Source organism: Proteiniborus sp. DW1 (assembly GCF_900095305.1).
In the GTDB taxonomy this organism is placed as follows: domain Bacteria; phylum Bacillota; class Clostridia; order Tissierellales; family Proteiniboraceae; genus Proteiniborus.
Window position 1 is genome coordinate 61451 of sequence record NZ_FMDO01000028.1, and the last position, 16890, is coordinate 78340.

The 16890-nt window shown below is 33.8% G+C and carries 14 protein-coding genes, 1 tRNA gene and 1 other RNA gene; all 16 read left to right on the plus strand.

The genetic code is table 11. The features are described 5' to 3' along the window. Positions 1 to 150 precede the first annotated feature (150 nt). The 16 genes from DW1_RS06130 to DW1_RS06205 all read left to right on the plus strand — a co-directional run bounded on the left by DW1_RS06130 (position 151) and on the right by DW1_RS06205 (position 16839). Positions 151 to 537, plus strand: coding sequence for a YtxH domain-containing protein (locus tag DW1_RS06130; RefSeq protein WP_074349734.1), 387 nt, complete (start codon positions 151 to 153; stop codon positions 535 to 537). 61 nt (positions 538 to 598) lie between these two features. Beyond that, on the plus strand, positions 599 to 1054 hold the full coding sequence (locus DW1_RS06135) for a hypothetical protein (protein WP_074349735.1): 456 nt from the start codon (positions 599 to 601) through the stop codon (positions 1052 to 1054). A gap of 195 nt (positions 1055 to 1249) precedes the next feature. Next, positions 1250 to 1576 (plus strand): winged helix-turn-helix domain-containing protein, encoded by a 327-nt coding sequence (locus DW1_RS06140; protein ID WP_074349736.1) that lies wholly within the window; start codon positions 1250 to 1252, stop codon positions 1574 to 1576. 101 nt (positions 1577 to 1677) lie between these two features. Continuing rightward, positions 1678 to 2514, plus strand: a complete 837-nt coding sequence (modA, locus tag DW1_RS06145) for a molybdate ABC transporter substrate-binding protein (protein WP_074349737.1) — start codon at positions 1678 to 1680, stop codon at positions 2512 to 2514. A 9-nt stretch (positions 2515 to 2523) separates the two neighbouring features. Further along, positions 2524 to 3180 (plus strand): molybdate ABC transporter permease subunit, encoded by a 657-nt coding sequence (gene modB / locus DW1_RS06150; RefSeq protein ID WP_074349738.1) that lies wholly within the window; start codon positions 2524 to 2526, stop codon positions 3178 to 3180. Positions 3181 to 3251: 71 nt separating this feature from the next. Next, positions 3252 to 3344: transfer RNA gene (locus DW1_RS06155), tRNA-Ser, on the plus strand. Between the two features lie 12 nt (positions 3345 to 3356). Beyond that, positions 3357 to 3621, plus strand: an RNA gene (ffs, locus tag DW1_RS06160) — signal recognition particle sRNA large type. A gap of 201 nt (positions 3622 to 3822) precedes the next feature. Further along, on the plus strand, positions 3823 to 6492 hold the full coding sequence (locus DW1_RS06165) for an HD domain-containing phosphohydrolase (RefSeq protein ID WP_074349739.1): 2670 nt from the start codon (positions 3823 to 3825) through the stop codon (positions 6490 to 6492). A 79-nt stretch (positions 6493 to 6571) separates the two neighbouring features. Further along, the gene (locus tag DW1_RS06170; protein ID WP_074349740.1) at positions 6572 to 8503 is read left to right on the plus strand and encodes an ABC transporter substrate-binding protein; all 1932 of its coding nucleotides are present in this window, start codon (positions 6572 to 6574) and stop codon (positions 8501 to 8503) included. Continuing rightward, positions 8496 to 9278, plus strand: coding sequence for a Na-translocating system protein MpsC family protein (locus DW1_RS06175; RefSeq protein ID WP_074349741.1), 783 nt, complete (start codon positions 8496 to 8498; stop codon positions 9276 to 9278). The genes DW1_RS06170 and DW1_RS06175 overlap by 8 nt, the downstream gene beginning before the upstream one ends. Positions 9279 to 9605: 327 nt before the next feature. After that, positions 9606 to 10937, plus strand: a complete 1332-nt coding sequence (locus DW1_RS06180) for a uracil-xanthine permease family protein (RefSeq protein ID WP_074349742.1) — start codon at positions 9606 to 9608, stop codon at positions 10935 to 10937. A 77-nt stretch (positions 10938 to 11014) separates the two neighbouring features. After that, on the plus strand, positions 11015 to 11818 hold the full coding sequence (locus DW1_RS06185) for an FAD binding domain-containing protein (RefSeq protein ID WP_074349743.1): 804 nt from the start codon (positions 11015 to 11017) through the stop codon (positions 11816 to 11818). Further along, positions 11808 to 12275 (plus strand): (2Fe-2S)-binding protein, encoded by a 468-nt coding sequence (locus DW1_RS06190; RefSeq protein ID WP_074349744.1) that lies wholly within the window; start codon positions 11808 to 11810, stop codon positions 12273 to 12275. Before DW1_RS06185 ends, DW1_RS06190 begins: the two co-directional genes overlap by 11 nt. Then, positions 12259 to 14577 (plus strand): xanthine dehydrogenase family protein molybdopterin-binding subunit, encoded by a 2319-nt coding sequence (locus DW1_RS06195; RefSeq protein WP_074349745.1) that lies wholly within the window; start codon positions 12259 to 12261, stop codon positions 14575 to 14577. Before DW1_RS06190 ends, DW1_RS06195 begins: the two co-directional genes overlap by 17 nt. Positions 14578 to 14829: 252 nt before the next feature. After that, entirely contained in the window at positions 14830 to 16485 is a 1656-nt protein-coding gene (gene dnaX / locus DW1_RS06200; RefSeq protein ID WP_074349746.1) for a DNA polymerase III subunit gamma/tau, read from the plus strand. 18 nt (positions 16486 to 16503) lie between these two features. Next, positions 16504 to 16839 (plus strand): YbaB/EbfC family nucleoid-associated protein, encoded by a 336-nt coding sequence (locus DW1_RS06205; protein ID WP_074349747.1) that lies wholly within the window; start codon positions 16504 to 16506, stop codon positions 16837 to 16839. Positions 16840 to 16890: the final 51 nt, after the last annotated feature.

Here is a 16890-nt window from a genome sequence, read left to right on the forward strand (position 1 = left end):
TGCTCGTAACTTCATATGTTATGGCTAAGTCTTTAATTTTTTGCAAGAAAGTTTACCAAGAATAATGTTTATGGTAGAGTTTTTATGAGTATATACTATAATATAATTATAAACCTTAATGTAATCAAAAATAGAAAAGGGGGACATAAAATGCCAGTAAGACATTTATTTGAAAAATCAAAAAAGGAAAAAGAAAAGAAAATGAGAAAGGAGATTGCGAAGAAAGTAGCAGTAGGTACAGCAGTAGGTACAGCATTGGGAGCTGTTACAGGAGTGCTATTTGCGCCAAAGTCTGGAAAGGAAACTAGAGAAGATATTGCAAAAAAAACTAAAGAAGCAACAGAAGCAGTTAAAGTAACATTAAAGGACTCTGGTCAAGTTTTAATGGAAAAAGGAGAGATAATTGGAAGGAGCATAAAAGAAAAGATAGAGGAAGTAAAGATTAAGAAAGATAGTTGTCAATTATGTGAAGAAGAGCTTCAAGATTATATAATAATAGAAGAAGATTGTGAAGAAGAAAAAGAGGAAAACAATTAATCTATAACGAATAAGCAAGGTAGGAAAACAATAGAAGACTACTTTAAGGGGGGAAGGAACTATGGATGCCACAATTACTGTTAAGGAACTATTATTGGTAACAGTGTCGCTAGTTATTATAGGATTTGGAATATATCTTATAATTGCCTTGAGAAACCTAAATGGATTGTTAAAGAAGGTAAACCAAATTGTAGATGAGAACGAAAAGGCTGTAAAGAAAACCATAGATAATTTACCAGAAATATGTGAGAATTTAAGCATTATCAGTGTAAAATCAAGAAATATTATAGAAGAAGTTGAACCTGTGATACCTGAAATAGCAGACAATGTTAACTCAATTACTGAAAATGTAAACGATGGTATGGAAATAGCTGTGAGTACAGTAGAAACTGTAGGGGAAAATATCAGTGAAACAATAGAAGCAATCAGAGATAGCACAGTGGATGCGACTACATACTTAAAGCTAATAGGAGAAGTTGTTAAAGTAATAAAACAAGCAATTACAAAAGAAAGGTAATTTATGTAGGTAGCTAAAATCTTTGATTTTGCACTGTTTACCTATGGAGAGCTCAATAAAAGCCGGCAGAATGCTATTTTATATCTGCTGGCTTTTAGAAACAATAGATCCTATTCCCAAATATTTTTGTTATTGAAATAACAATCTTTCCATGATATAATCCATGAATGAGGTAAAAAGGTGGTATAGGTATTTATGAATATTGGTTGGAGAATATGGTTAACAAAAGATGAAACTAAGATATTTGGAAAGGGACCCAAAGAGCTTTTGCAAAGAACAGAAAAGATGGGTTCACTTAGAAAAGCAGCTATGTCTATGAATATGTCATACAGCAAGGCTTGGAATCTTATTTCCAACTTAGAAAAATCATTAGGTTTAAAAATACTTGATAAGACAATAGGGGGGGTAGACGGAGGAAGCTCTAAACTTACACAAGAAGGCAAGATTCTAATAGAGAAGTATGAAGAACTTGAAAAAAAAGTAGAAGAGGCTATCTTAAAAATTTTTGAAGAAACATTTTAAATTTTTTTGGCATCGTTATATTGATAAAAACATAACGCTGCTTAAGAAGTACCTGATTTGCGGGGTAAAGAATAAATATAATGAAGTGGAGATGTAGACTTATGAAAAAAGTGATAGTATTATTATTAGTATTTACATTGGCTTTTGGCCTTTATGGATGTACTAGTAACAGTTCAGATGGAAGTAAGCAAGGAGACAATGTTGCTCAAGATCAAAATATTAGTCAAAAGGAGAGCAACAATTTAGTAGAGCTTACTATAAGTGCAGCTGCAAGTTTGACAGAGGCTTATGGTGAAATAAAAGAATTATATGAGTCAGAAAAGGGAATAAGGTTGATATTTAACTTTGGTGCATCAGGAACTCTTCAGAAGCAAATTGAGGAAGGAGCAGAAGTAGATGTTTTTGTATCTGCAGGTAAGAAGCAAATGGATGCTCTTGAGGAACAGGATTTAATAATAAAAGATACTAGAGATAACATATACAGAAATGAACTAGCCCTTTTAGTGGCTAAGGAATACAAGGACCAAATAAAAACTATAAATGATATAGTAGGTACTGACCTAAAAATTAGCATAGGTGTGCCGGAGACAGTTCCTGCAGGACAATATGCAAAAGATGCATTAGTATACCTGGAAGTTTGGAATCAGCTTGAACCAAATATAGTATACGGAAAAGATGTAAGCCAAGTACTTACATATGTAGACAAAGGCGAGGTAGCAGCTGGTATAGTTTTTAGCTCTGACTCAGTGAGAGCAAAGGAAAGCTATTTAGCAGAGATTTTTCCAGAGGAGACTCATACTCCAATTGTATATCCAGCAGCTATAGTTTCATCCACTAAAAACAAAGAAGCTAGCTTAGATTTTTTACAATATTTAAAAACAGGCAAAGCAAAAGAAATCCTAGAAAGGTACGGATTTAGAATATACATAGAGGAATAGGTGAACAAAATGATACTAAGCCCTATAATAATATCCATTAGAGTTGCAATAATATCTACAGTTATTACATTGATAATAGGTGTATTTTTGTCAAGATTAACTACTAAATATAACTTTAGAGGTAAGGATATACTAGAAGTAGTTCTCCTATTGCCTATGATACTGCCACCTTCTGTTGTTGGCTATGGGCTGTTAATATTAATAGGGAAAAGAGGAGTTATAGGAAAACTATTATATGATATTTTTGGATTAAGGCTTATTTTTACCTGGGTAGCAGCTTGTATAGCTGCTACTATAGTTTCTCTTCCTTTAATGTATCAAAGTTGCAAGAGTGCATTTTTAAAGGTTGATCCTTGTTTAGAAGAAGCGGCTTGGTCATTAGGAGCAAGCAAAAGAAAAGTATTTTGGAAGATTAGTGTTCCCCTTGCTTTGCCAGGTATACTAAGTGGAATAATTCTAGCCTTTGCTAGGTCTTTAGGCGAGTTTGGAGCTACACTAATGGTAGCAGGCAATATACCAGGTAAAACCCAAAACATACCATTAGCGATATATTATGCCGTAGAAGTGGGAGATACTAAAACTGCAAACATTTTATTAGGCATAGTTGTGTTATTTAGCTTTGCTGTGGTATATGGCGTGAATAGATGGACAAAGAATCAAGGATAAAATTTACGGTTTGACATTTATTTGTTTTTAAGCTATAATATAAATCTGTTGAGTATTAATAAAAATCATTTGGAGAGATGGCCGAGTCTGGCTGAAGGCGCTCGCCTGGAAAGCGGGTAGACGGCTAAACCGTCTCGCGGGTTCGAATCCCGCTCTCTCCGCCAATATAAATTTTGTCGTGCTAGATGGGGAGGTAGCGGTGCCCTATAACCTGCAACCCGCTATAGCAGGATTGAAGTCCCGGCCCAGGCATCCTATTGTGGGGTCTGCCCTAGGAAAGTGATGTTGACGATTGGGTCTTGCGCAACGGAAATTCATGAACCCCGTCAGATCCGGAAGGAAGCAGCGGTAAGTGAACACTTCTGTGTGCCGCAGGGGAGCCTAATCCGAGTTAACTGCTTAGGTAACGCTTGTAGTAGTATGTCAAAGCTGGGTGCACGACTTAAAAAATATAGACTATGGCTTCATAGTCTATATTTTTTTGTATATAACACTATAAATAAAAAAGAGGATTTTCTCAATAATTGTAGAATAAATATAAATCGTAATGAATAAAATCTATTGAGGGAAGTCAGCCATTTTCTGAATTTTAGTTTTTTTTGTTTTACAGACCTAAATATTACAAGACAGTAGGTGGCATCTATGCTTTTAAGTTCTTATAAAAAGAAACTAATAGGTTTGTTTACTTTAATAGCACTAGTACCAATTATTCTATTTTCCTTCAGCGTATATAATAGGATAAATACTTACATAATTGACGAAAATCTAAAAGCAAAAACGAGCTTTATAACTAACGAGGCTGAAAAGATTAATGTTTGGTTTATGTCTAATGCTGAAAAAGTAAGCGACATAGCGTCTTGTTATCCCTTCATAAAATCTCTTATGAATGAAGTAGATGGAGATAGAAAAGTTAATGAATATCTCGCATCACAGCTAAAGTCTTCTAAAGAAGTAATCAATTTAAGGCTAGTCTTGACAGGTTCAAAAGAATATTCATCTAATGGGGATTATTCTATTCAAAATCCTAGATCTAAGTCAGATTATTTAGATGCGTTACATAATAAAGAATTGACATGGACTATGCAGGAACAATCTAATGATACACCTATTATTACTGCTTCAGCTCCTCTATATAATACAAGTGGGCAAATTGAGGGTGTAGTATTAGTTGATTTTAGCGTTAATAAAATTTTAAACAAGATTAGGGAAATAAATAAAGAATATAATTACACTAAATATGTCGTAACTAGTCAAGGCAAGGTGTTAAATGTTTATGGAGAAGAAAAACTAAGAACAGAAGAGAACTACAAAGACTTTGAAAATAAAATATCAACCTTAGTATCTAAATCAATAAGTACATATACAGGAAGAGGACGTGTTCCTCTTGACAAGAATTATATGGTGTTTTATTCTACTATTCCTTCAATAGGGTGGAAGATATTAACCTTAGTACCTAGACAAGCAATATTTGATAGTTTAAGTGTATTAATTAAAGATATAGCTTTTATAACCTCTATTACCTTAATATCTTTAGTAGTATTTGCTACGTTGTTTTCAAGAATGTTCTCAAATCCATTAGTGAAGCTAAAAAATGGAGCAATAGAAATACAGAATGGAAACTATGATTATAAGTTTGATATAAAAAAAGAAGATGAGTTTGGACAAGTAGCAATGGCCTTTAATGCAATGGCAGCAAAGTTAAAAGAGTCATATGAAGAATTAAACGACAATAATATTATGTTGATGGAAACTAATGAGCAATTACAGGAAATAAATATGGAATTAGAAGCTTCATATGCTCAACTAAAGGCAGCTATTGATCAATTAGATGAATCAGAGCAAAGATTTAGAACTCTTCTAGGAAATATAGATGAACTAGTATGGATTATGGATAGGAATCTAAACATAACATTTACCAATGATCAAGTTGAGTCAATATTGATGATAAGCAAGGAGCGGTTCTTAGGAAGAAATCTAAATGAGCTAATAAATTATGTTGTTGGAGACGGAGAGGTATTTTTAAATGATTTTATTGAAACTGATCTAAAAAACCGAGTGATATGTATTTCTCATAGCAAAAAGGATGGCATAATAGCAGAAGTAAGCACAAAAAGGGTATATGAAAACAATAAGTTAGTCGCAATACATGGCATCATAAGGGATATAACTGAAAGAAAGATGATGGAAGAAAGTATAATTAAAAGAAATGAAGAGCTAGTAGTCATAAATAGAGTTAGTAGAGGGTTGACTACTGCTATGAACATAGACACTCTTATGCAAAGAGCAGTAGAAGGTATTATTAGACTTATGAACATATCTTTATGTACTATTAGACTATTAGAAGACGATAAGTTAGTTCTAAAAGCATTTGCAGGAGAATTATCAGACCTAGTAGTTAAAAAACCTATTCCAGTAGACGAAGATGAAGTGGGACAGGTAGTTGAGACAGGTAAGATTCAAATACTCGAAATTAACAAAAATTATAATAAGAGCAAATTTTCGGCTAATATAGTTGACTCAAAGAAGGTAAGCTTTCTTAGTGTACTTCCAATTAAAGCAAGAGGTAAAGTTCGAGGAATAATGATAGTAGGTAGTAAAAGTAAACCTGATAAGGGAGAGTTTAATGTTTTAGCCTCTATCAGTAATCAAGTAGCCTTAATTACTGAAAATATTAGCTTGTATCAAGGGTTGAAGGATAATTACTTAAAAACTATAGAAACGCTGGCAGCTGCCATAGAAGCTAAGGATGAATATACAGAAGGTCATTCTAATAGGGTTTCTAAATATAGTCTTGAAATAGCCAAATACATGGGTATGCCTAAAAAGTTCTGTGAGGAAATTGAGGTGGCTGGCATATTACATGATGTAGGGAAAATAGGAATTAAAGATGGGGTGCTTTCAAAGCCAGGAAGACTAACTGAAAGAGAATATGAAATGATTAGAAGACATCCTATGATAGGTAGTAAGATACTAGAAAGTGTAGGTTTCTCAGAAACCATTATGAATGCTATTAAGTTTCATCATAAAAGGTATGACCTAAAAGGCTACCCTCAAGAGGTCTATATAGATGAATTGCCATTAGAAGCTGCAATTATAGGTGTTGCAGATGCCTTCGATGCAATGACAACAAGTAGATCATATAGAAATGCTATAACTGTAGAAGCTGCCATTAATGAACTTATTAAAAGCAAGGGAACACAGTTTAACCCTTATATAGTTGACATAATGGTTGATATATATAGGAGAAATAGGGATGTAATAGAGTCTATAATGCAAACTGATATAACATTTGAAGGCACCAGTCTAGCTTAATTGCTGGACTTTTTTCTTTATTTATGTTTCAATAAAAATACGAATGAAGGATTAATTCAATTTATAGAGGGGATATTTTATGAAAGTAAAACGGAAAATTTCATATTTTAAGAAGTCTTTCATTGTAACTCTATTAACTTTAATTATTTTGGGTCTTGGAAGACCTGCATTAGCAGCTAGAACAGAGGTTATAGTTCTTCAACTTAGATGGAATCACCAATACCAATTTGCTGGCTATTATGCTGCTAAGTGGCTTGGGTATTATGCTAGGGAAGGGTTAGCAGTTGAAATAAGGCCTGCTTATGATGAACAAGGAAATATATTAAATGCCATTACTGAAGTATCAGAGGGAAGAGCAGATTTTGGAGTAGGAGCTAGCGATATACTTATTGCTCAGGATAAGGGGATAGATTTAAGCGTAGTGTCCTCAGTTTTTCAAAGAAGTGCAGTAGGATTTTATATGAGTGAGGAGTTGCCATTCAAATCATTGGCAGATTTAGTAGATTTCAAGGTAGGTAGAAGAGAAAATGACCTTTTAGATTTAGAGTTCCAAGCTATGCTTTTGAAGGAGGGAATTAATCCTAGCAGGTTGCCTTTGATAAGCGAAGGTGAGGACTTTACAATATATGACATAGTTTCTGGTAAATATGATATTGTACCAGGATACCTAGGAGGAGAAATAGAATACTTTGCTCATAAGAACAACATAGGGATAAAATCAATAAAGCCAATAGATTATGGAGTAGACTTTTATGGAGACTCATTATTTACTAAAAGAAGCCTTGCCCTAAATAATCCAGAGCTAGTAGAAAAGTTTAGAAGAGCAAGCATGAAGGGTTGGGAATATGCATTAGAAAATCCAGAAGAAATAATAGATAGAATGTCTAAGGAATTATTTAAATATGATGAAGGAACTATTGAAGACTTTACTGAATATAACAGATTCCAAGCTGATAAATTAAAGGAACTTACTCTATATCCTGTAGTAGATATAGGAAACATCAATCCTCATAGGTGGAAACAAATGCATGAAACATTAAGTGAGCTTGATATTGTAAAGAACAAGATAGATATAAATGCATTTATATTTGATTATGAGAAGTTAATGGATGAGAGAAATCAAAATACCATAGAAACTCTAATCAAATTTTTAGGAGCTTCTTTATTGCTTTCAATTGTGCTATTCTTTGTCAACCTATCTATAAAGAATAATATGCTCAAGAAAGAGATAGAAGAAAGAAAAAAAGCAGAAAATATGTTCAGGAAAGAGTTTGAGGAAAACAAGAGAAAAGAAGGGTTACTAATCCACAAAGCCAAGCAGGCTGCTATGGGCGAAATGATAGCAAATATCGCTCACCAATGGAGACAGCCACTAAACACCTTAGGATTAATATTAGCCAATATAGGAGATGCATATGAGTATAATGAGTTGAATAAGGAATACTTAAATGCATCTATTCAAAAATCAAAAAATATTATAAATCAAATGTCAAATACAATAGATGACTTTAGATATTTCCTTAGCCCAGTAGATGAACAAGAGGAGTTCTATGTAAATGATAGGGTAAAATATATAATTGACTTGCTTGAAGAAAACCTTAGGTTTAATGATATAAAAGTCATACTAGAAAGAGTTGAAATGGTCAAAAGCTATGGCACTAAGAATCAGTATTCTCAAGCAATCTTTAGTATCATAAACAACTCTATAGATGCTTTATCATCAATAGATAAAGATAATAAAGAAATTAGAATTTCCATTTACTCTGAAGAAGATATGGCAGTTGTTGAGATTATAGATAATGGAGGAGGTATATCAAAGGAAATAGAAGACAAAATATTTGATGTATACTTTACAACTAAAACAGAATCAGGCGGGACAGGACTTGGACTTTATATAGTAAAGATTATTGTCGAGGATAGAATGAAAGGGAAAGTAGAGTGGGCTAACACTGGTGACGGTGTATATATGAAGATATCTATTCCGAAAGATAGGAGAGATGAAAATGAATAAAAGCAATTCCAATAGTCTATTAAGCAATATAAAGGTACTGTTCGTTGAAGATGAAGAAAATGCCCGAGAAGAATTATCAAGATTTTTAAAGAGAAGAGTAGGAAAGCTTTATATAGGCAAAAATGGTATGGAAGGTCTTAATTTCATTGAATCACACAATCCAGATATGGTAGTAACAGACTTAAAAATGCCTATATTAGATGGGCTAGAGATGATAAAGCGTGCAAGAAATATGGGATATGATGGTGCAATAATAGTATTATCGGCATTATCAGATAGTGAAACCATACTAAAGGCTGTTGATATAGGAATAGTGAAGTATTTAGTAAAACCTGTAGATACTGATAAATTAGTTGATACAATGGAGCAACTAGCATCTAGTATATTAAAAAAGAGATTAAAAAAAGTAGTAGTAAGGGATTCTATATTGCTAGATAAAGAAAAAAAACAAGAATTAGAACAAAAAATCAAAAGCGAAGTAGCACATTTTATGAAAAGCTATACAGGGAAAGGACCTAAAAATGTACAAGTATTCATTCAAGGGAATAATATAGATATAAAAGCTGAAAGTGTTCTTACCCTATTTGAAAATAATCTAATTATTAACAATAGAAATCATAGCCTTGTAGACTATAATAGAAGATTGTTTTATATGGAAAATAAAGAAATATTAGAAGGGGCTATTGAATCAGTTTTAAATAGTAAGGTTGAGCTTGAGAAGGTAGAGCCAGACTCATTTAATAATTCAGATTATTTGCTATTCACCTTTATTTAACTTGAAATCGTTTTCATTTTATGTTATTATATTGTCATACGATACATAACCAAGGTAGATACGAGATTGTAGGCTGCTATTGGGTGTATTTTTTCAAAATATAAATTTATAGTTTTTAGTACAATATAATATTTGCTTGACAAGTTTTAAAGATAACATTAAGTTACGCTTTAATAGGTCAGCACTAAGGAATATAAGTATATTCTTTTGTGCTGACCTTTTATTTTGTAAATTTTTAGCAACCGAAGATATAGGAGGTGTATAAGTAAACAAGACATTTTTTTAAAATGAAGCTATATAATTTAAATTAAAAAGGAGGTCCATATAATGGATGCAGTTAATAAAAAAGCTTCTGTATACGAATTAGATGGTAGACCAGAACTGAGGCTTGCCATACCTTTAGGAATGCAACATATATTAGCTATGTTTACTGGTAATATAGCTCCTATAATTATTTTGGCAAATGCAATAAATTTACCTGAAGCAAATAAAATTATAATGATTCAATCTGCAATGATTGTTGCAGGTTTAGTGACATTAGTTCAACTATATCCACTGGGAAAAGTTGGAGCTAGGTTACCACTAGTAATGGGAACAAGCTTTGCATTTGTTCCAACAGCATTAAGTGTGGGTCAAGCCTACGGGTTACCAGCTGTACTAGGAGGTTCCTTAATCGGAAGTTTAGCTGAAATCACCATGGGATTTTTTATAAAGCCATTGAGAAGATTTTTTCCACCAATTGTGACAGGAACAGTTCTAGTTGCAATAGGAATATCACTTCTTCCAACTGGTATCAATTATTTTGCAGGGGGAGCAGGAGCTGCGGACTTTGGTTCGCCAAAAAATCTCTTTTTAGGTTTTGTAGTATTTATAACAATATTACTTCTTCAAAGGTTTGGTAAGGGAATATTTAATATAGCGTCAATTCTAGTAGCATTAATTATTGGTTACATCATAGCTATTCCTCTAGGGAAAATTGATTTTTCTGGTGTGGCTCAGGCTGCATGGTTCAGCATACCAAAGCCACTTCATTTTGGATTGGAGTTTAGATTAGATGCAATACTTAAGTTTGCAGCTGTTTATCTAGTAGTGGGGCTAGAAACCTTAGGAAACGTATCAGGCATAACATTAAGCGGAGAAAATAGAGAAGCAACAGATAGAGAAATGACAGGAGCAGTATTAGCTGATTCAGTAGGTAGTGCTTTTGCAGCAATATTTAATGTGTTACCAAACACAGCATACGGACAAAATGCAGGAATAGTAGCAATGACTGGAGTAATAAATAGATTTGTTGTGGCTACAGGAGCAGTATTCCTAATATTAGCAGGTGTAATGCCTAAAATTGGAGCAATAAGTGCAGCTATGCCAGCAAGTGTATTAGGTGGAGCAGTTACAATAGTATTCTCCATGATAACAATAAGTGGAATTAAGATGGTTGGCAAGGCAGGATTAGATGGAAGAAATGCTACTATACTAGCAGCTTCTATAGGTCTAGGCTTAGGGTTTAGCCAAGTGCCAGAATCATTAATATATATGCCTGAGATTTTAAAGAATTTCTTTGGAGATCCTGTAGTGGCAGCAGGAATACTTGCACTAATCTTAAATATAGTTTTTCCTGAAGATACAAAACAATCTAATAAGGATGTAGTCCAAGCATAATAATCTCAATACAACCCTAGTCTACTGGCTAGGGATATGTACTTTATTCCATTGATTTTAGAAGGAGTGAAATGAATATGATAACTGTTAAAGAATATATAGCACCACAAAATGTAGAAGAAGCATATGAGCTATTTAGCACAAAAAAGAATTCCACTATTCTTGGTGGTGGTGCATTTATAAGAATGGGTTCAAAAAATATAGGGACATTAATAGACTTATCAAAAGCTAAAATTGATTATATACATGAAACGGAAAGTGCATTTGAAATAGGAGCTATGGCTACATTTGGAGATATTGAGCATTCAGAAGTTCTTGCTAAACACTTTGACAATCTTCTCTCAAAGTCTGTAAGAGAAATAGTGGGAGTACAACTTAGAAACATAGTTACTGTAGGAGGAACAGTTTACTCAAGATACGGATTTTCAGATTTTATAACAGGGCTTTTAGCATTAGATACTAAAGTGAATTTTTACAAGCAAGGAAGTATTTCTTTAGAAGAATATTTAGAAAAGGGACCTAAAGAAAAAGATATATTAGAAAGCATAACAATCTCAAAAGACGGAAGAAGAGCCTCATATTTTACTATGAGAAACTCAAAGGGAGACTATGCAATTTTAAATGTAGCAGTGTCTAAACTAGGAGATGATTTTAGAATAGCAATAGGTGCAAGACCTCAAAGAGCCATATTAGCAAAGAAGGCAATGGAGTACTTGTCTAACAATGGATATACTGAAGAACACATAAAAAAAGCAGTGGAAATAGCAGCAGATGAAATCACTTTTGGCACAAATACAAGAGGAAGCAAAGAATATAGAAAACATATCTGCAAAGCTTTGTTAAAAAAAGCACTGATGGAGGTTGTTAGCTATGAAGATTAGTATGAAAATAAACGGAGTGAATAAATCATTTGAGGTTTCCCCAGATGAATATCTAGTAGATACTCTAAGAAAAAATGGATATTTAGGAGTAAAAAGAGGATGTGATACAGGAGTATGTGGAGTTTGTACTGTTCATATGAATGGTAAAGCAATATTATCTTGTGTTACATTAGCAGCAAGAGCTGATGGGCAGGAAATAACTACTATTGAAGGAGCAGGTAAGGAAGCAGAAAGAATAGGAAAATATCTGGTAAATGAAGGCGTAGAGCAATGTGGTTATTGTAGCTCAGGGCTTATAATGAACATCTTATATCTAGAAAAATGTGTAGAAGACCCTACAGATGAGGAGATACTCCATTATTTATCAGGTAATCTTTGTAGATGTACAGGGTATACAGGACAACTTAGAGCTATAAGAAAATATTTGGAGGCGAAGAAAAATGAAAGTAGTAAATAAGTCATATACTAAAAAAGATGGTATGGGCTTAGTGCAAGGAAAACCAGTATATACAGATGACTTAGCCCCAAAGGATGCATTAATAGTTAAGGTGCTTAGAAGCCCTCATGCTTTTGCAAGAATTAAGAATATCAATACATCAATAGCAGAAAAGATTCCAGGTGTGGAATGTATATTCACATACAAAGATATAGAAAGAAAGCCACTAACAAGAGCTGGCCAATGCTACCCAGAATTATCACCATATGATAAGTTCTTGCTAGACGAATATGTAAGGCATGTAGGGGATGAAGTAGCCATAGTTGCAGCAGTAGATGAAAAAACAGCGGAAAAAGCTATTCGCTTGATAAAAGTAGAATATGAAGTATTAGAACCAGTACTAGACTTTGAGAAAGCAGATGGAAATGCATCCCTAGTCCATCCGGAAGAAGATATATTTACTTTAGTTGATATAGGATTTGATAGAAAAAGAAATATCGCCTGCCAAGTTGACCTTGAGCTTGGAGATGTAGAAAAAGCATTAGAAGAAAGTGATATTATAATTAAAAGAACTTATAGCTCACAAGCTCAAACACAGGGGATGATGGAAACTCAGAGAACATTCACATATATGGATGTTCAGGGTAGACTAGTAGTAGTATCATCGACACAAATCCCTTTCCATGTAAGGCGAATACTTTCAAATACATTTAGTATTCCAGAAAGTATGATAAGAGTAATCAAACCTAGAATTGGCGGAGGATTTGGAGCTAAGCAAACAGCAAACTCAGAGTTCTATCCTGCATTAGTAACATTAAAAACAGGAAAACCAGCTAAAATAGTTTTCACGAGAAAAGAAGTATTTACAGGTACGAATTCAAGACATGCCATGAAATTTGACGTGACAATAGGAGCTACAAAAGACGGAAAAATAAAGGCCATAGACATGGTAGGTTTATCAGACACAGGAGCTTATGGAGAGCACTGTCAAACTACAATAGCAGCTGCTGCCAAAAAAGTATTCACAATATACAACAAGGCAGAAGCTTATAGATATTATGGAAAGGCAGTATATACAAACCATGTTCCTGGAGCAGCCCTAAGAGGTTTTGGAGTTACACAAGGGGTATTTGCAGTAGAATCAGCATTAAACGAATTAGCGGCTGAGCTTAAACTAGACCCGGTTAGAGTAAGAGAGATAAACATGATTAGAAAAGGAGAAACTACAAAACTTCTAAACATGACCATCAAAGGCTGGGGAGACAAGCCTATGTATATGGATGGCTGTATGCTGGAGTACTGTGTATCAAAGGGAAAAGAGCTTATTAAATGGGATGAAAAATTCTCAAAATGCGGAATCAGTGGAACTAAAGCAAGAGGGGTAGGTATGGCAATTGCTAAGCAAGGGTCTGGGCTGCCTAAGATAGATATGGCTTCAGCAACTCTAAAGTTAAACACAGATGGTTTCTTTAGTTTGCTATTAGGTGCAACAGATTTAGGTACAGGAAGCGATACAATTTTAGCTCAGATAGCAGCAGAGACTCTTGGAGTAGATTTAGAAAAAATAGTTGTTTATGCATCTGATACAGACTTAACACCATATGACAGTGGAGCTTATGCATCTAGTACCACATATACTACAGGTAATGCAGTAATAGATGCAGCAAATAAAATGAAGGAAGAGATAATTAAATACGGAGCCATGTACTTTGAAACGGAGCCAGAAAATATTGAATTTGATGGAAAGAGTATTATAAAGAAAGATGACAAGCAAATAATAACATTAGAAGACTTCTCTAAGAAAATAACATATAATGTTCTACACACCCAGCTATCAACAACAGGTTCATATGTGCCAGAAATAGATGCTTCTCCATATATGGCAGGATTTGCAGAGGTAGAAGTAGATTTAGAAACAGGAAAAGTAGATGTAGTTGAATTTGTAGGAGTAGTAGATTGCGGTACACCTATAAACCCAATGCTTTCAAAGGTACAGGTTGAAGGTGGTATAGCAACAGGAATAGGGCTAGCCTTATATGAAGAAGTAAAATATAGCCCGGAAGGAAGGTTAATGACTGATACTCTGATGGAGTACAAGCTTCCAATGAGAAGAGACATTGGGAAAGTAGTTGCAGAATTAGCACCAGGATATGATGCTTCAGGACCTTATGGAGCTAAATCTATAGGAGAAGTAGTAGTAAATCCGGTAGCTCCAGCGATTATGGATGCTATATATAATGCTTGCGGAATCAGGATAAGAGACTTACCGGCAACACCAGAAAAAGTATTGACGACATTGTTAGAAAAACAAAGCAATATATAACTAAAATAGGTCGATGTGTTGAACACATCGACTTTTGAATATTTTTGCTCCTTTAATATGTTCAGCTGACAGTACTTGAAATGCCAAGTTCCTATTGTCACTCTGAGTGCAATGAAGAGTTTCGTCATCTTGAATCTTATTACTGTAATCCTAAGCTCTTAGGTAAAGGAATTTTAGTGTTAAAAATCCAACAGTGGTATATGACAAGAAGTTTTGGTATAATATACTTATTAAACACGTGAAGGTGATTGAATGGCTTATCAAGCATTGTATAGGAAGTTTAGACCAAAGACCTTTGACGATGTCATGGGGCAAGAACATATAACTACAACACTAAAAAACCAAATAAAAAATAATAACATAGCCCATGCGTATTTATTTTCAGGAACTAGAGGAACTGGCAAGACTTCCACAGCAAAAGTATTTGCGAGAGCTGTCAATTGTACAAATAGTCATGATGGAAACCCTTGTAATGAATGTGAAGTATGTAAGGGAATACTTGATGAAACTATAATGGATGTCATAGAAATGGATGCTGCTTCTAATACTAGTGTAGAAGATATTAGAGAGCTTAGAGAGAAGGCAAAGTATCCTCCAGCTAAATGCAAATATAAAGTATACATTATTGACGAGGTTCATATGATATCTAAAGGTGCTTCTAATGCTCTTTTAAAAATATTAGAAGAGCCACCAAAGCATTTAATATTCATACTGGCTACAACAGAGCCTCAAAGACTGCCAGCTACAATATTATCTAGATGTCAAAGGTTTGACTTTAAAAGGATAACCATAAAAGATATAATAGAAAATATGCAAAACATATTAGACGAAATAGGCATAAATGCGGACCCAAAAGGTCTAAATCTAATAGCTAGAAATTCAGATGGAGCGATGAGAGATGCCCTTAGCCTTCTAGATCAATGCCTTTCCTTTTCTGAAAAGAAACTGACCTATGATTACATTCTCTCCATACTTGGAGTAGTAAGTAATGATATAATATATGAGCTAACAGATTCAATAATAGGAAAAAATGCAGATAAGGCTCTTGAGCTTATAGAGCAAATAGTTCAAAGTGGGAAAGACATTAATCAGTTTATTAAAGACTTGATACTTCACTTTAGGAACCTAATGGTCATAAAGGTATCTAAAAATGTAGATAGTATGCTTGATGAAACAGAGGAAATGATAGAAAATCTTAAAAAACAGGCTGAAAATATAGACACAAGTGGTATAATAAATATACTTAGAATACTATCAGATGCAGAGACTCAGTGCAAATGGTCGTCTCAGCCTAGGGTAATACTTGAAGTCAGCATCATAAAGATGTTAAACGAAGCTACTAACAATGATTTTGATGATGTGATGACAAGACTTAGAAGGCTAGAAGAAAAGCTTGAAAATGGCACTTTTATTAAAGAGGCAGATTCTAGAAAGCAATCTGTATCTAATACTTCTACTAAGAGTACAGTTTCTGAAAAAGTAGTAGAAAGGCAACAATATATTCCAGTTGCTACTAATCAAAACAAATGCGAATTACGAACAGATATAGATATTAAAGAGATTAAAGATGAATGGAAAAATATATTAAAGGCTACAAGAGTTGAAAGAATATCTCTTCATGCTCTAATTATGGAAGGAAAACCTTTAAGTATAAAGAATAATATATTGACAATAGCTTTTGAAGATGGATTTAGATTTCATAAAGAGGCCATTGAAAAAAGTGAAAATAAGGAGCTTGTTCAGAAAATCATTAATAATTGCTTAAATTCTAATATAGAGATTAAATTTGCAATGGAAGATGACATTGTAGATGTTAATGAAGAAAAGCAGGAAGAGAAACAAGGCGAAGAGCTAATCCAAAAGGTTATTGATACTTTTGGAGAAGAACTAGTAAAAATTGAAGAATAATAAGGAGGTTTTTTTATAATGGCAAGAGGTGGATTCCCAGGAATGGGTAACATGGGAAATATGATGAAGCAGGTTCAAAAAATGCAGAAGCAAATGGCTGATTTGCAAAATGAGCTAAACGAAAGAGAAGTCGAAGCAAGCGCAGGTGGTGGAGCAGTTACAGTTAAGGTTAATGGAAAAAAAGAAGTGCTGGAAGTGACTATAGATAAGGATGTAGTAGATCCAGATGATGTTGAAATGCTTCAAGACTTAATCCTTGCTGCAACAAATGAAGCTTTAAGAAGTGCAGACGAAATGGTTAGTAGGGAAATGCAAAAGATAACTGGAGGTATGAATATACCAGGGTTATTTTAGCAGTTTCACTACAGCTTCCTACCTTTAAGTTTTATCAAAGGTAGGATTTAA

What these genes read in the sequence shown, in the direction of transcription:
- DW1_RS06165 (WP_074349739.1), top strand. Translation starts at nt 3,823, where the DNA reads ATGCTTTTAAGTTCTTATAAAAAGAAACTAATAGGTTTGTTTACTTTA.
- DW1_RS06130 (WP_074349734.1), top strand. Translation starts at nt 151, where the DNA reads ATGCCAGTAAGACATTTATTTGAAAAATCAAAAAAGGAAAAAGAAAAG.
- DW1_RS06185 (WP_074349743.1), top strand. Translation starts at nt 11,015, where the DNA reads ATGATAACTGTTAAAGAATATATAGCACCACAAAATGTAGAAGAAGCA.
- DW1_RS06140 (WP_074349736.1), top strand. Translation starts at nt 1,250, where the DNA reads ATGAATATTGGTTGGAGAATATGGTTAACAAAAGATGAAACTAAGATA.
- DW1_RS06170 (WP_074349740.1), top strand. Translation starts at nt 6,572, where the DNA reads ATGAAAGTAAAACGGAAAATTTCATATTTTAAGAAGTCTTTCATTGTA.
- DW1_RS06195 (WP_074349745.1), top strand. Translation starts at nt 12,259, where the DNA reads ATGAAAGTAGTAAATAAGTCATATACTAAAAAAGATGGTATGGGCTTA.
- DW1_RS06135 (WP_074349735.1), top strand. Translation starts at nt 599, where the DNA reads ATGGATGCCACAATTACTGTTAAGGAACTATTATTGGTAACAGTGTCG.
- DW1_RS06190 (WP_074349744.1), top strand. Translation starts at nt 11,808, where the DNA reads ATGAAGATTAGTATGAAAATAAACGGAGTGAATAAATCATTTGAGGTT.
- dnaX (WP_074349746.1), top strand. Translation starts at nt 14,830, where the DNA reads ATGGCTTATCAAGCATTGTATAGGAAGTTTAGACCAAAGACCTTTGAC.
- modB (WP_074349738.1), top strand. Translation starts at nt 2,524, where the DNA reads ATGATACTAAGCCCTATAATAATATCCATTAGAGTTGCAATAATATCT.
- DW1_RS06180 (WP_074349742.1), top strand. Translation starts at nt 9,606, where the DNA reads ATGGATGCAGTTAATAAAAAAGCTTCTGTATACGAATTAGATGGTAGA.
- DW1_RS06175 (WP_074349741.1), top strand. Translation starts at nt 8,496, where the DNA reads ATGAATAAAAGCAATTCCAATAGTCTATTAAGCAATATAAAGGTACTG.
- modA (WP_074349737.1), top strand. Translation starts at nt 1,678, where the DNA reads ATGAAAAAAGTGATAGTATTATTATTAGTATTTACATTGGCTTTTGGC.
- DW1_RS06205 (WP_074349747.1), top strand. Translation starts at nt 16,504, where the DNA reads ATGGCAAGAGGTGGATTCCCAGGAATGGGTAACATGGGAAATATGATG.